This window comes from Chryseobacterium ureilyticum, assembly GCF_900156735.1.
In the GTDB taxonomy this organism is placed as follows: Bacteria; Bacteroidota; Bacteroidia; order Flavobacteriales; family Weeksellaceae; genus Chryseobacterium; species Chryseobacterium ureilyticum.
Map to the genome: position 1 here is coordinate 80,078 of NZ_FTOL01000005.1, position 13,106 is coordinate 93,183.

Consider the following 13,106-nt stretch of genomic DNA (forward strand, 5'->3'; position numbering starts at 1 on the left):
TAATTTTAATATAAAAGTATTTTATATGTTAAAAATATAAATGTTTTTGTTTTCTTAATAATGAAAAAATCCCTAGAACTAAATGTTTTAGGGATCATTTATTTATATTAATTTTATGATGGCTGAACAACTAAATAAGTGGCATTTTCTGATGCAATATAAAACCAAAAGGCATCTGTAAAATTTCCATCTACATATGTCTCTCCGTCACCATATCCACAGGAGGTAATGAAACTAGGGTCTCCCATATTAAATCTTGGATCACCTGTAGACTGATTGGTATTAGGGTCTACAGTCATCATATCAGAGAAATTCCATCGGGTAAGAGGAGAAATGGTCGATAGTATTCCTGAAGGAGCGGTTTGGGTTATTGGACTGCCGGTAGGTGCAAATCTTACAGCCCAGCTAGTGGAATAAGGTCCTGAGCTATTAAAGTCAGGGATTTCAACATCCGCATGTGGTCCAAACGACATACTAGCTATTGCATTTGGATAGCAATTATTAGCACTGGCAGCAGAAATCCGCATTTCAAGTCTGTAATCAGAGTAATTTTTAATATATAATTTTCCTTGAGAGAAAGAGAAGGAAAATAATATTACCGTGATAAGGGTTAATATTTTTTTCATAATTTAATATTATTGAATTACAAAGTAAGTTTGCCCTCCTGCGGTGAACCAGACCGCTTGATAGGTCACAGGAGATGATGGAGAGGAATTTACTTGATATATTACTGGATTATTGTAACAACCTCCTCCAACTGTATCTCCGCCGTAGAAAGTTCCACTATTTGGGTCTGTAATGCCAAATTTATTTAGAACCCAGTCGGTTGATGAACCTAATGGTATCAGCATAGGGGACGTACTGAATTGAGATACAGCATTACCGGCACCAAGTTTTACCATCCACGAATCAATCGGTGGATTCGAAGGGTTTGTTGCAGGTGGGATATGGCTGTTATAATAGCCAGTATAAATAGCAGTTCCCCCCGGAGGTATTGTATTTCTGCTTTCAATTAGCGGTAAGCAGGAATAGGTGCCTATATCACCACCTCCAAAAGAATTTGTTACAATATATGAGGTGTAGTTAAACATATTGATAGTCTTTTGAGCATACAGACTAAAAGAGCTTGCAACCAGGAGCGATAAGAATAATTTTTTCATGGTGAGTGTTTTAGTTTTCTGCTTTTTGATTAGCTTTAATAGTATTCAATTTAGCGAAGTAAGCTTCAGTAGCCTTCACAATCACCTTTTCTTTTTCTTCTCTGCTGCTGTTTTTGTTTGCATTAGTTTTGCCAACCAATTCTAAAGACGCATTAAATAAAATATCCAAAGCTCTGTCATTTAATTGTGCACCCCATCTTGCTTTTTCTTCAGGAGTAGATCTGTTTTCCGGTTTCATAATTTCCTTCATGGCTCTGTCAAAAGAAACCATTTCCGTAGATTTCATTTCTTCAGGAGAGGTAAGACTTGATCGTTCAGAAGAACATGATAATGCTACACAGAAAACCCCGGCATAGAATGCCGATAAAAGAATTTTTTTCATTGTTATTAATTTTTGTAAGAATTAGGTTGCTAATATATAAAATATTTCACCATTTAGTTATATATTGTGAAAAATTTTAACAATTATAATCAATTACTTTATTATTTTAATGAAAATTATTCTGACAACATGATGTAGCTTTTTTTATAGTATTACAATCTAAATATTGGATAGAAATGGGATTAAGTATGGTATTGATGATCAATAATAATACTTTCTTTTCAGCCATAAACTTATTTTAACAAGTAAAATTAAAACAGGTACTTCTACTAATGGTCCGATTACCCCAACAAATGCCTGTGGAGAATGAATGCCGAATACTGCGATAGATACGGCAATCGCCAATTCAAAATTATTACCTGTAGCGGTAAAAGCTATAGAAGCATTTTTATCGTAAGGGATATTGAATGACTTATTGAGAAAGAAACTTACAAAAAACATCAGGACAAAATATAGAACCAGTGGCACGGCTACTTTTAAAACATCTAATGGTAAGTCTAAAATTTTATCACCTTTCAGGCTGAACATGAGTACAATCGTAAATAAAAGAGCATATAAAGTGAATGGTGAAATTTGAGGAATAAATTTTTGGTTATACCATTCCGGACTTTTTAGTTTGATTAAAAAATAACGGCTTAAAAAACCAGCTATAAACGGAATACCTAAGTATATCAAAACACTTTCTGTAACATCACCCATTGATACAGTGATATTAAAACTAGCTAACCCCAGTCTTTCGGGTAAAACATTAATAAAAAGCCAAACCATAAAACTATAACTGAGTACCTGAAATATGCTATTTAAAGCAACTAATAATGCTCCATATTCACGATTTCCTTTTGCTAAATCATTCCATACCAATACCATTGCAATACACCTTGCTAAACCGATAAGAATCAAACCAATCATATAGTCAGGTTCATTTCTTAGGAAAATAATAGCCAAGAAAAACATTAATAACGGACCTATTATCCAATTTAGCAATAAGGAAATTCCTAAAACTTTCTTGTCCTTCAAAACTTTTGGTAATAAGGAGTAATCTACTTTTGCCAATGGAGGATACATCATGACAATTAATCCAATAGCTAACGGAATATTTGTTGTTCCAATAGATAGAGTACTTGTGAAATTGGAAATACCTGGAAAGATATTACCTAAACTTATCCCAAGGAACATCGCTAAAAATATCCAAAGAGTAAGGAATCTGTCCAGGAATTTTAATTTTGGTTGCATTACTTGTTTTTTCTGTTTCTAATTATTGATTTGTGAAAAGACATAAAACATTTCCGTTCCTATCTCCAGGCTTCTTTCCTCATAAGTTTTGTTTTGTTCAGGGGTACCATCAGAGATTTTAGGATCTTCAAAGGTTATGGGAATACGTTGATCTGCTCCGGCTATGAAAGGACAGCCTGTATCTGCTTGTGAGCAGGTCATTACAGCTGCAAAATTGTGAACTGGATTAAATCGATGATCATATTTTTTAGAAAACCCTATAACCGGACGTGAATTTTCATCATATTTGATTACATAGACTGGGTTTTCGTTACTTGATAACTTTAATATCAGAAAACCTTGCTTCTGTAGGGTTTCTACAACTTTGGGAAATATTTCCGTTTCTTCTGTGCCTCCAGAATAGCAGGTTATATTTTGAATGTTGTAATAAGCACTGGCGATTTGAGCCCAGACTTGAGAAAAATGACTTCTTCTAGAATTGTGAGTACAGATAAAATTAATATTTACTCCTTTGTTGTCTTTTAATCTTTTTTGAATAAACTCAATCAAAGGTAGTAAGACTGCTTTTCGATCTTCACTTATTCTTTGATTTTTTAATAGCTCTATTGTTTCTAATAGTTTAGGGTACATATTTTATCGGATTTTTAATTTTGTTTAGCAACAACCAGATTCGGGAGTACAGCAAGAAACTTTACTAGAAGAAAGGTCTGATAATTTTATTTTTTGCTTTTCTGAAGGAATACCACAGGCGTCTTCTGCTAAACAAGCTGTTGTTTTGTTTTTAAGAATAAAAGTTTTCCCGTTAAAATCTAAATCATATTTTCCTATTGTGATATTTTGATATTCCACTTCAATTTCATCATCTTCAATCCCTAGTTTTTCTTCTGAAAGCTTGATGATATTCAAAAGTTTTCCAGGTTTTAATCTATGTTCAAAATCATTAGCATTCCACAATTGAAAATTAACCACTTTTTCCTGGCGAATTGTTCCTCCACAATCGATAAAGTGTTTTGTAACAGTTCCTACTTCTGTTACATGAAAATGCTCAGGAACAAAAGCTCCATTTTCTAATTGAAACGCAACATTATCTAATGTTGGTAAAATTTCTTTGATTTCAGATAATTTCATATTTTTTTTATTTCATCGTTTAAATGCAATATTGCGATATATTAGTTGAAAAAAATGCCTTAGCAGCATTTCTGATTTGTAGTTGCCTGAATTATATTTGAAAAATAGTCTTTTAATATTCCAAATGTGTTTTCATCAATGCAATAACAAATAGCAGTTCCTTCAATATTTCCTTTGATAAGACCTGCATTCTTTAACTCTTTTAAATGTTGAGAGACTGTTGCTTGTGCCAGAGGGAGTTCATTAACAATATCTCCGCAGATGCATGTATTTACTTTTAAGAGATATTCAATAATCGCAATTCTGGCAGGATGTCCCAGTGCTTTTGCGATAATTGCGATCTTATTTTGTTGCTCCGTAAAGTGATCTGTTTTTGTTGCTCCCATAATTTAAAAGAATTATATCGCAATATTACGATTAAATATTTGAATTGAAAAATTTATTAAAATTTTTTACACTGATTTTTACACGATAGATAATTGGATTTGATAATATTAAAAATAAAAATCCCTGTAAACATTGTTTACAGGGATTTTTTGTACCCAGGACCGAACTACCGTATATTTTTAGTTAATTTTAATGTTCTTAAACTATCTAATTATCAGTATATTTGAATAGTGTAGAATTTTGAATTATAATTTTGTCTGATTTTTCATTCACTTAATTTCAAAATAAACCACCTTTTTAGCCACCCTTTAATTTATTTAATTTAGGTTTAATTGAAATGAAAGTAAGTTTTGAATTAAGAAAAGAGAAAATTAATGCAAATGGATTAATACCTGTCCAGTTTGTTGTTAGAGCTGAAGGAGAAAGAATAAGAAAAAATGTAGGGGTTTCAGTATTGGAAAAATATTGGACTGGTTCTAGAGTTAAACCGAATACTAAAAAAGAACCAAGCAATAATTACCAATTTTTGAACGATAAACTTCAGAAAGCTGAAGAGAAAATCAATGACATCTTTTTCTTTTTCCTGGCAAATAAGCTCGAGTTTTCCAAAGAACTATTCCTGAAGAAGTATGATAGTGAAGAGGAAATTAAAACCGCTCATTTTGATTTCTTTGATTGTTTTAAAGAATTTATTGAAAGTGGCAAACTTTCAAAGGCTTACAATACAACAAAAGCTCAAAATACGGTTAAAAACTTTCTTGAAGAATTTCAAAATGACAAGAATTTCAAAATTGAATTTGAAAGTATTGACGACTATTTTTTTGAAGAATTATCGAAGTATTGTTTTTTTGAAAAGGAGATTAAAAATAACTACTTCGCTAAAATTATTGCTGTAATTAAAACAATGCTTCGATGGAGTATTAAAAAAGGTTATAACGAAGATCGGAAATTCGAAGATTTCAAAGCTTCAGAACATGATATCGATATCGTGTATCTTACTTTTGACGAGCTGATGGTTCTTTATAATAAAGAATTTGAAAGCGAGAGATTAAGCCATGTAAGGGATTTTTATTGTATGGGATGCTTTACTGGGTTAAGATTTTCCGATCTTTCAAAGCTTCATCTGGCAAATATTTCTGAGGAACATATTATCTTATCAATCCAAAAAACTAAAACTCAAAATCATGCTATTAAGCTAAATAAATACGCAAAAGAGATTTTGAATAAGTATAAAGGCACTATTTACGAGCCGTTACCACATATTTCATCACAGAAATTCAATGATTATATTAAAGAATGCTGTGAGGAAGCCGAAATTACACAACCTTTTACAATACATTGGTTTGTTGGTAATCAAAAAAAGTCATTGACAAAACCCAAGTGTAAGTTTATTACAAGTCATACAGCCAGGAAAACATTTATCACAAATTCTCTTCTTTTAGGAATGGAACCGAAAGCAATTAAGAAAATAGCTAACATTAAAAAAGATGCTGTTTTAGATAAATATATGAAAGTTACTGAAGCATTTACCGATGATCAAATGGATAAAGCCTGGAAATAAGTAATGAGGACAAACATATCGAATTTTAAGAATTTAAAAAGATCTGACTTTAAAAATCTATTAGATTTTACAGATAAAAATTTCAAAGGAGCCTATAAAGAATTAATTGAAATAAAGATTAATGATAAAACTGATGTTTCAAAACTGAAGGAAAAACTAAATAAATTAAGACTACTAGAATCATTTTATTTATTGAATTTATGTTTACCATTAAAAGAATACGAAAATATTGATTTTCTGATTTCATTATTTTTTACTGACGAATATGAAAACTTTGGTGACGAAATGTCATTTGATTTCAAATTAAAATTTGATCTACTGAAAAAGGAGATCCTTAGAGAATCGAGACAAAAGAACCCTCTATTTAAAAAAGAGATAGTATTTAAAATGTTTATTTCTGAAAATCTTAAGAATATTGAAGCATTACATCGAGTATTACTTAATATTCAATTATTAGGTAAAAAATTAAAAAAAGAATATAAACTTTTATATGAACTCTACATACATATAAATAAAGCCATTAATGCTAAGGTTCCAAACTTTGAAATAAATATTGAGAAGTTTAAAATCAAATATAAAGAAGAAGTTGAATTAGAAATTTTTAACAGATTTTGGGAAAAAACTTTTCCTCAATTGTATGAAAATAAATGCAATGAAAAAGGATTGTCATTGATTTTAGTACAAGTAATATTTAGAGATTATTTATTTAATAAAAGAGATACTTTAGTAATTGATGTTATCGCAACTAATAATTATATTAAGGAGTTTAGGGAGCTTGATGAGATAAATAAAAATTGGAAACATGAGATTTGCCTATATTTATATGAGCTCTGTGAGATGGATTTTATTAGAACAAAATCTAAAGATGATGTGATTTATTTTCTAAGTGTCATTTTCAATAGTTTTAGTGGGTTTTCATTTTCTTCAATCGAATTAAGGATCTTAAACTATAGATATGATTACGAAAAAACATGGGAGAATTTTATAAAAAACCATATAAAAGTGTTATAAAATTTTAAAAATCAGACTGTTATATGCTGATTAAATTACCCCAAAACATTCTCTACATTTTAACTGAATTTTACAACATTAATTTAAAATTCAAATTAAAATGGCAATACAACTTTATTCCTATTCTAAAAATGACTTAGAAAAAGCCGTAGAGATTATCCTCTCTAAAGCAGAAAGTTTCATTATTCCTGGAAAAAAATCAGAAGAACAGCCGGAAGATCTTATTTCTCAAACTGAAGCTTCAAAATTCTTGCATGTTTCTATCCCTACAATTATTGACTGGAGAAAAAATAAGAATCTTCCTCATTATAATTTCAGCGGGAGATTTTACTATTCAAAAAAAGAACTTCTGGAATACGGTAGAAGAAATCGTAAATAGTCAGAATTATAATGAACGAATTACAAAAACTGATTAAACATTTAGATTCTTTACCTAATAATACAGCCAGAAAAGAATTTTTGAATTCTATTCAAAGAAATCCAGAACTATCAAGACACCATCTCCGGAGAATAGCTTGTAATATTCTGGTTCAAGAAAATTTCGTAGACAAATATTACAGAGAGAATTTTAGTAAAATGTTAAAGAAATTATTTTCGAAAATATGTTCAATTTTCAAAGAATTTTTTAAAGCGTTACTGAGAAATTAAAAATGACACATATGTTTTCCGATCAAAATAGAAAAATTGTTAAAAGAAGCTATGATGATATTGAGAATGCTAAATATATAAAAATAAGTAATCAATTTGCCGATGACTTTTTGTTTCAGGATAATAAGGCAACAGACATACCCATAAATGCATTAAGAATTATTTTCAATATAATCTCAATTCTGAGAAATGATCAGTTTATGCCTGAAAAGCAGGTAAGACAACTTACTCTTTTTGATGAAGAATTCGAAACTGAAAATAATGTGTTTATCTCGATGAAAATTAGAAATAAGAAGATTTCAGAAAAAAGATCCAGTAAACAGATTGTTGAAGCATATGAATATCTTACAAAGTTCAGAATGAGTTGGTACACTTCAAAAAATATAGCAGGTAAGGATATTAAAACCTTTGGAGGACTAATCTCTTTACCTAGCTATGAAGAAAGAGGCTATACTTCTTTTTTAATAAGTAGTTTTTGGCTTAAAAAATTGATTGTCTTAACAGAATATAATCATGTTATGTATAAATTGGTTTATGAAATCAGAAATAACAAACACGTTTTGTTTGCAATATGGTTGTCCAAGATTCCTGAGAACGGTACGACTCTGAAACTTTCGACTTTTAATCAGAAGTTTAATCTCAATTATAAAAATTCAAATGATTTCTGTATTAAGTTTTTGAAACCAATCAGATTAAACCTTGATAAATTAAAGTATTTATCATTCAATTATAAATACGAAAATGATGCTATTTCAATTATTCCGTATTTAAATAAAAATAGTGAAGAAGAACTCTTAACAGAGAAAATTAATGATCCTAGGTTTATAAAGCGAAGGATGAGATATTTTAGACAGCGATATTATTTAGAAAATATCGACTTAACCAGATTCTTGTATAGTTATTCTAATATTTTAAAAATAAGGCATCAGATTGAAGAAGCTTACAAAAGATTCATTAAAGAAAACAGGATTAGAGGAAAAACTTCTACCAATGTTAGAGGGATTTATTTCCTTCAGAAATTACAAGAATTTCTGATTGAAGTTTACCGGGAATCAGAAACCGGAAAAAGATTTCCGGATGCATATCCAATCATCATATAATTTAGTTTGCGGTATTGCACTCCTGTGTTTGCGGTATTGCGCTCTCTCCAATTGCGGTATTGCACTCTCTGAAGTTAAGGAAATGTTAAAATATAAGTTTTTACCGTCAGGTTTGCGGTATTGCAGTCTTTTCCTCATTAAATTTTTAGCTGAAAAGTAGCAATTAGGAAAAAGCTTAGTGAATTTACTAGTTGTTTGCGGTATTGCGCTCGGACATAATTGATGTTTTTGCGGTATTACACTCTTGTTTTTGCGGTATTGCGCTCCTGTCAATTGCGGTATTGCACTCCTGTCATTTTTAAATCAAACGACTACCTGCAAAGGGTTTGCGGGAATTACTAAAATATATATTAAAAGTATTTAAAAGTTTTCTTTTTTATTAAAAGGAATTTTTGCTAATCAAAAAAAAAAAATGAAAAATTGTAAACAGGTCAATTCTTGGGAATTGCTAGAAGTTCTCATTTCTCTCGGACACCTTCCAAAAAAGCAAAATGAAAAAGAAGCTTGGTTTCTCAATCCTTTCGGAACCGAAACCGAAGCATCTTTTAAGCTCGATAAGCGCCAAAACATTTGGTATTTATACTCTGAAGGTGTTGGCGGAAATAACATCGATTTTTTAAAGAAATATTTTAATTATTCAATCAATGAAATTCTCTCCTGGGCATCCGAGAAAAGTTTTTCTTCTTTTCATCAGCAGACGGAAATTGTGAAACCAAATTACAGCATCACTGAAGTTGCGGTAATTCAAAATTGGAATCTTAAAAAATATTTATTTGAAAGAGGTCTTACTCAAAGATCATTCAAATTTTTAAAAGAGATAAAATTTACGATCAATAATAAAAAATTGTATGCTGTTGGCTTCGAAAATTTATCTGGAGGATGGGAACTTAGAAATTCATTTTACAAAGGTTCACTTTTGAAAAAAGATATTTCCGTAATAAAAAATGATAGTGATAGAATTGTTGTTTTTGAAGGTTTTTTTGATGCACTTTCTTATATCGAATTTCAAGAAAAATTGAAAGAAGATATTCTAATTCTGAACTCAATTTCGATGTTAAACAAAGCCAAAAATTATCTTCAAAACTATTCGGAAATATTACTTTTTCTCGACAATGATCCTGCCGGGAAAAAGACAAAAGATGAACTATTGTCTTCATTTTCCAACGCAGTAGATTATAGTTTTATGTATAAAGATTACAAAGATTTTAATGAGTTTCTCGTGGCTGATAAGGGTGGATTTATCCAGCAAGACGAAACTGGGCAGAGCCACTGTTTCATCTTGCCCCTTCGGGGAAATAACTGAACGTCAATAAATTAGAGTATTTAATCTTTTTGAAACTATATATCAGAGATATATAAATCTCTTGAAGAGCTTTATTCATCGAAGTTATTACATATAAATCAATATAATGGAGTCTACTAAAAAGCCAAATACAACAATTGCTATTTCTCAACAAGATCTGAAAAGACTGGAGAGTTTTGTAAGAAAAAAAGGACTTTCGAAGAAAGAATTTATTACAGTTTCATTAGACTTTTTTGAACGTACCGGACTGGATCCGGTTAAACATGAATCTCCAAAAGCCGAGCTTGAAAAAGTGATAAAAAGAATAGATCAGATTATTGCTTTTATAAAAACTCAGGAGAAAGAAACTATACGTCCAAGTTTTGAAGCAATTGTTTCGAGTGAGGAAAGAATTAAAAATGATCTTTCAAAAATTTTGAAAATTGAACATTTTAATGAGTTCATCAGAGGGTTTAATTCTTTTGCTATGGAAACAAAAAATTCTTTGAAATTATTAAATCAAGGCAATCACAATGAACATTAAAATTCAGGGTGGCGAAAGTGGGAAATATTCAAATTCCGGAAGTTCATCGAACCTGGTTGATTATTTAGAACATGAAGACCTAGAAAGAATGAAGGAGGGTAAACAGGTTGAACATTTTTTTTCTCATGACCAGGATAGAGTTCCTTCAGCTGAAGTTGTTGAATCGCTTGATAACAATAAACAAAAACTGACAAAAGAAGATGCAAAATTCTTTGTCATCACTGTGAGTCCTTCAGAAAAAGAATTGCAGCAGATTGGCAAAACGTCCCAAGAAAGAAGCAATGCATTAAAAGATTATGTAAGAAACGAAGTAATGCAAAGATATGCTGAAAATTTTGGCAAAGGATTACAGGCTAAAGATATTATGTACTACGCCAAAATTCATCACGAAAGAAACATGAAAAATAATATTGATATGCATGTTCATGTAGTTGTTAGCAGAAAATCTTTAGATAAAAGAATGAAACTTTCTCCAATGACGAACCATAAAAATACAACAAAAGGACAGGTTAAAGGAGGTTTTGACCGTAAAAATTTCATTCAAAAATCCGAAGATGCCTTTGATAAGAAATTTGCCTTTCAAAGAAACTATAAACAATCTTTTGAATATTGTAATGCGATTAAAAACGGTACAATCGAAGAAAGAAAAAGAGTTATAGAAACAGCTGTAAAGCAGGAATCTGCAAAGCAATATGAAATTAAAAAAACTGTCGAACAAAATAAAAAGAATAACCAGGGCTTAAGCCTATAAAAAATTATAAACATGGAAAAGGATCCAATTTTAATGATAAAATTTATCATTGTCGCAATGTCTTTATTTTTATTGTATGTGTTAGGAATGAAGATTATAGGTATTAATTCATTCTTATTCAATATATCTCAGCACGGATTTTCAGTAGTGGTATCTCCTGAGGCAAGTTTTCTGGCAAGATTAAAATTTTTAGTTGTGGGAATTTGTTTCGGATATGCAGAACTTTTATACATTCTGATTCAATTCTGGGTTATAAAATCTTTAATTCCGCCACTGAAAACACCTTTCAATTTTTATAAAAAACTAATTTTTTATCCTTTTGGACTTATTAATAAACAATTCACGGGCTTTTCATTATTGAAAGGTTCAAAGAAAAAATTTCAGGGATTGACCTTACAAACTAAAAAAAGAACCGTTCAAATTCCTAACCCTTTTCGTGGAATTTTGGTGATTGGCGGTCCCGGAGCAGGAAAATCTGAAAGTTTTGCAGTCCCCTTTATACGAGAGTTAGCACAAAAACAGTTTTCAGGTATCTGTTATGATTTTAAATATCCGGCACTGGCAAATGATATTGAACTTTTTTATTCAGATTCGGGTATTAAGCATTATGTTTTGAATTTTAATGATTCACTTAAAAGTCACAGATGTAATCCTCTAAATCCAAAATATTTACCTCATTCAGCGTATGCAAGGGAATATGCTTCTGCCATCACCAAAAATTTGATGAAAGAATCTATTAAGAAAGAGGATTTTTGGTCACGTTCTGCAACAGATCTTCTGACAGCATGTATTTGGTTCCTGAAGAAAGAATATCCTAAATATTGTGATCTTCCACATACATTAGCATTGATTGCGACAAATCACACTGATTTAATTGCTTTACTATCTTCAAATTCCGAAACCAGGGCAATGATATTGTCACTTGCTACAGCTCTGGAGAGCGAAGCAAATTCACAATTAGCGGGAGTAGTTGGATCACTACAGGGAGCAGTAGCACAAATTAATACGCCGGAGTTTATGTATATTTTCGGAGGGGAGGATTTTGATCTAAATATTAATAATCCGGATAATCCGATTGTCTTGACGGTAGGTAATAATCCTTCTATTGCAACCACATTAGCTCCTTTGTGTAGTTTGGTTATCTCAGTGGCTGCAAAACAATTGAATCAACGTCGTAAGCACCATTCTTTTGTATTACTGGATGAATTTCCAACTGTTTTTATTAACGATATCCAAACTCTTCCAAATACGGGAAGAAGTAATAAAATCGCAAGTATGTTTTTCTGTCAGGATCTTTCACAACTTACGGATGGTTACACGAAAGAAAAAGCAGATGTGTTATTTGCAAGCTGTCTGAATCATTTTTACGGTCAGGTTTCCAGTAGTCATACTGCAGATATTCTCAGTAAACAGTTTGGTAAGAAAGATCAATATTTTGAAAGTAATAATACTTCACGTCATTTTCTCAATCCATTTAAAAGAAATGTCGGTCAAAGCCGATCTGTACAAGAAAGAGACGTTTTTAGAAATTCAGCTTTTATGGAGCTGCCGGTTGGTGAATTCATCGGAAGAGTTGCCGAAAGTTCTGAAGCTTATATTCATGAGAAATTTTTACCTGTTAAAAGAAAGCAATTAGCGTATCAGATAGACAGTCAGTTTAAGAATCAGCCTGATTTTGTTATTACTGATTATTATGAAAAAGTTAGGGATGAAGTCAATGAAATTATTTCTCTTTTCAAGGGAGAAATTAATAAGAATGAAAGTAAGCAAGATCTATCCAGGCAAATGAATCCGGCTCCCGATAATTCTTCTGAAGAATTTAGTGGAATCAACATAATTGAAGATGAAGAAACTAATTCATCCGCTGAGCTTGATGAAAATGAAAGAAACTTTAAGTTTTCAAGCAGAAGTCTATAAAT

General features: G+C 30.9%; 15 protein-coding genes. 8 read left to right on the forward strand and 7 right to left on the reverse strand.

The window, feature by feature from the left end:
- Window positions 1–113: 113 nt before the first annotated feature.
- The 7 genes from BW983_RS15085 to BW983_RS15115 all read right to left on the reverse strand — a co-directional run bounded on the left by BW983_RS15085 (window position 114) and on the right by BW983_RS15115 (window position 4,289).
- Entirely contained in the window at window positions 114–626 is a 513-nt protein-coding gene (locus BW983_RS15085; RefSeq protein ID WP_076552734.1) for a hypothetical protein, read from the reverse strand.
- A gap of 9 nt (window positions 627–635) precedes the next feature.
- Window positions 636–1,160, reverse strand: coding sequence for a hypothetical protein (locus tag BW983_RS15090; protein ID WP_139329293.1), 525 nt, complete (start codon window positions 1,158–1,160; stop codon window positions 636–638).
- Between the two features lie 10 nt (window positions 1,161–1,170).
- Window positions 1,171–1,542, reverse strand: a complete 372-nt coding sequence (locus tag BW983_RS15095; protein WP_076552736.1) for a hypothetical protein — start codon at window positions 1,540–1,542, stop codon at window positions 1,171–1,173.
- Between the two features lie 201 nt (window positions 1,543–1,743).
- On the reverse strand, window positions 1,744–2,775 hold the full coding sequence (gene arsB / locus BW983_RS15100; RefSeq protein ID WP_076552737.1) for an ACR3 family arsenite efflux transporter: 1,032 nt from the start codon (window positions 2,773–2,775) through the stop codon (window positions 1,744–1,746).
- Window positions 2,776–2,793: 18 nt separating this feature from the next.
- The gene (locus tag BW983_RS15105) at window positions 2,794–3,405 is read right to left on the reverse strand and encodes a low molecular weight phosphatase family protein (protein ID WP_076552738.1); all 612 of its coding nucleotides are present in this window, start codon (window positions 3,403–3,405) and stop codon (window positions 2,794–2,796) included.
- Window positions 3,406–3,429: 24 nt separating this feature from the next.
- Window positions 3,430–3,903 (reverse strand): DUF6428 family protein, encoded by a 474-nt coding sequence (locus BW983_RS15110; RefSeq protein WP_076552739.1) that lies wholly within the window; start codon window positions 3,901–3,903, stop codon window positions 3,430–3,432.
- Between the two features lie 59 nt (window positions 3,904–3,962).
- Window positions 3,963–4,289 carry an ArsR/SmtB family transcription factor gene (locus BW983_RS15115; RefSeq protein ID WP_076552740.1) on the reverse strand — a complete coding sequence of 109 codons (327 nt, stop codon included), beginning with the start codon at window positions 4,287–4,289 and terminating at the stop codon, window positions 3,963–3,965.
- 338 nt (window positions 4,290–4,627) lie between these two features.
- Between BW983_RS15115 and BW983_RS15120 the strand changes: the two genes are divergently transcribed.
- The 8 genes from BW983_RS15120 (at window position 4,628) to BW983_RS15160 (ending at window position 13,104) form a co-directional block, all read left to right on the forward strand.
- Entirely contained in the window at window positions 4,628–5,851 is a 1,224-nt protein-coding gene (locus BW983_RS15120; RefSeq protein WP_076552741.1) for a site-specific integrase, read from the forward strand.
- Between the two features lie 3 nt (window positions 5,852–5,854).
- Window positions 5,855–6,862, forward strand: coding sequence for a hypothetical protein (locus BW983_RS15125; RefSeq protein WP_076552742.1), 1,008 nt, complete (start codon window positions 5,855–5,857; stop codon window positions 6,860–6,862).
- Window positions 6,863–6,962: 100 nt separating this feature from the next.
- A complete protein-coding gene (locus tag BW983_RS15130; protein WP_076552743.1) occupies window positions 6,963–7,241 on the forward strand; it encodes a helix-turn-helix domain-containing protein in 279 nt (92 codons plus the stop codon).
- A gap of 280 nt (window positions 7,242–7,521) precedes the next feature.
- Window positions 7,522–8,610 carry a hypothetical protein gene (locus BW983_RS15140; RefSeq protein ID WP_076552890.1) on the forward strand — a complete coding sequence of 363 codons (1,089 nt, stop codon included), beginning with the start codon at window positions 7,522–7,524 and terminating at the stop codon, window positions 8,608–8,610.
- Window positions 8,611–9,022: 412 nt separating this feature from the next.
- The gene (locus BW983_RS15145; protein WP_076552745.1) at window positions 9,023–9,913 is read left to right on the forward strand and encodes a toprim domain-containing protein; all 891 of its coding nucleotides are present in this window, start codon (window positions 9,023–9,025) and stop codon (window positions 9,911–9,913) included.
- A gap of 106 nt (window positions 9,914–10,019) precedes the next feature.
- Window positions 10,020–10,436, forward strand: a complete 417-nt coding sequence (locus tag BW983_RS15150; RefSeq protein ID WP_076552746.1) for a BfmA/BtgA family mobilization protein — start codon at window positions 10,020–10,022, stop codon at window positions 10,434–10,436.
- Window positions 10,426–11,187: a DUF5712 family protein gene (locus BW983_RS15155; RefSeq protein ID WP_076552747.1), complete on the forward strand. Its 762-nt coding sequence runs from the start codon at window positions 10,426–10,428 to the stop codon at window positions 11,185–11,187. Before BW983_RS15150 ends, BW983_RS15155 begins: the two co-directional genes overlap by 11 nt.
- Window positions 11,188–11,199: 12 nt before the next feature.
- The gene (locus BW983_RS15160) at window positions 11,200–13,104 is read left to right on the forward strand and encodes a type IV secretory system conjugative DNA transfer family protein (protein WP_076552748.1); all 1,905 of its coding nucleotides are present in this window, start codon (window positions 11,200–11,202) and stop codon (window positions 13,102–13,104) included.
- Window positions 13,105–13,106 lie beyond the last annotated feature (2 nt).

What these genes read in the sequence shown, in the direction of transcription:
- BW983_RS15085 (WP_076552734.1), bottom strand. Translation starts at nt 626, where the DNA reads ATGAAAAAAATATTAACCCTTATCACGGTAATATTATTTTCCTTCTCT.
- BW983_RS15090 (WP_139329293.1), bottom strand. Translation starts at nt 1,160, where the DNA reads ATGAAAAAATTATTCTTATCGCTCCTGGTTGCAAGCTCTTTTAGTCTG.
- BW983_RS15095 (WP_076552736.1), bottom strand. Translation starts at nt 1,542, where the DNA reads ATGAAAAAAATTCTTTTATCGGCATTCTATGCCGGGGTTTTCTGTGTA.
- arsB (WP_076552737.1), bottom strand. Translation starts at nt 2,775, where the DNA reads ATGCAACCAAAATTAAAATTCCTGGACAGATTCCTTACTCTTTGGATA.
- BW983_RS15105 (WP_076552738.1), bottom strand. Translation starts at nt 3,405, where the DNA reads ATGTACCCTAAACTATTAGAAACAATAGAGCTATTAAAAAATCAAAGA.
- BW983_RS15110 (WP_076552739.1), bottom strand. Translation starts at nt 3,903, where the DNA reads ATGAAATTATCTGAAATCAAAGAAATTTTACCAACATTAGATAATGTT.
- BW983_RS15115 (WP_076552740.1), bottom strand. Translation starts at nt 4,289, where the DNA reads ATGGGAGCAACAAAAACAGATCACTTTACGGAGCAACAAAATAAGATC.
- BW983_RS15120 (WP_076552741.1), top strand. Translation starts at nt 4,628, where the DNA reads ATGAAAGTAAGTTTTGAATTAAGAAAAGAGAAAATTAATGCAAATGGA.
- BW983_RS15125 (WP_076552742.1), top strand. Translation starts at nt 5,855, where the DNA reads ATGAGGACAAACATATCGAATTTTAAGAATTTAAAAAGATCTGACTTT.
- BW983_RS15130 (WP_076552743.1), top strand. Translation starts at nt 6,963, where the DNA reads ATGGCAATACAACTTTATTCCTATTCTAAAAATGACTTAGAAAAAGCC.
- BW983_RS15140 (WP_076552890.1), top strand. Translation starts at nt 7,522, where the DNA reads ATGTTTTCCGATCAAAATAGAAAAATTGTTAAAAGAAGCTATGATGAT.
- BW983_RS15145 (WP_076552745.1), top strand. Translation starts at nt 9,023, where the DNA reads ATGAAAAATTGTAAACAGGTCAATTCTTGGGAATTGCTAGAAGTTCTC.
- BW983_RS15150 (WP_076552746.1), top strand. Translation starts at nt 10,020, where the DNA reads ATGGAGTCTACTAAAAAGCCAAATACAACAATTGCTATTTCTCAACAA.
- BW983_RS15155 (WP_076552747.1), top strand. Translation starts at nt 10,426, where the DNA reads ATGAACATTAAAATTCAGGGTGGCGAAAGTGGGAAATATTCAAATTCC.
- BW983_RS15160 (WP_076552748.1), top strand. Translation starts at nt 11,200, where the DNA reads ATGGAAAAGGATCCAATTTTAATGATAAAATTTATCATTGTCGCAATG.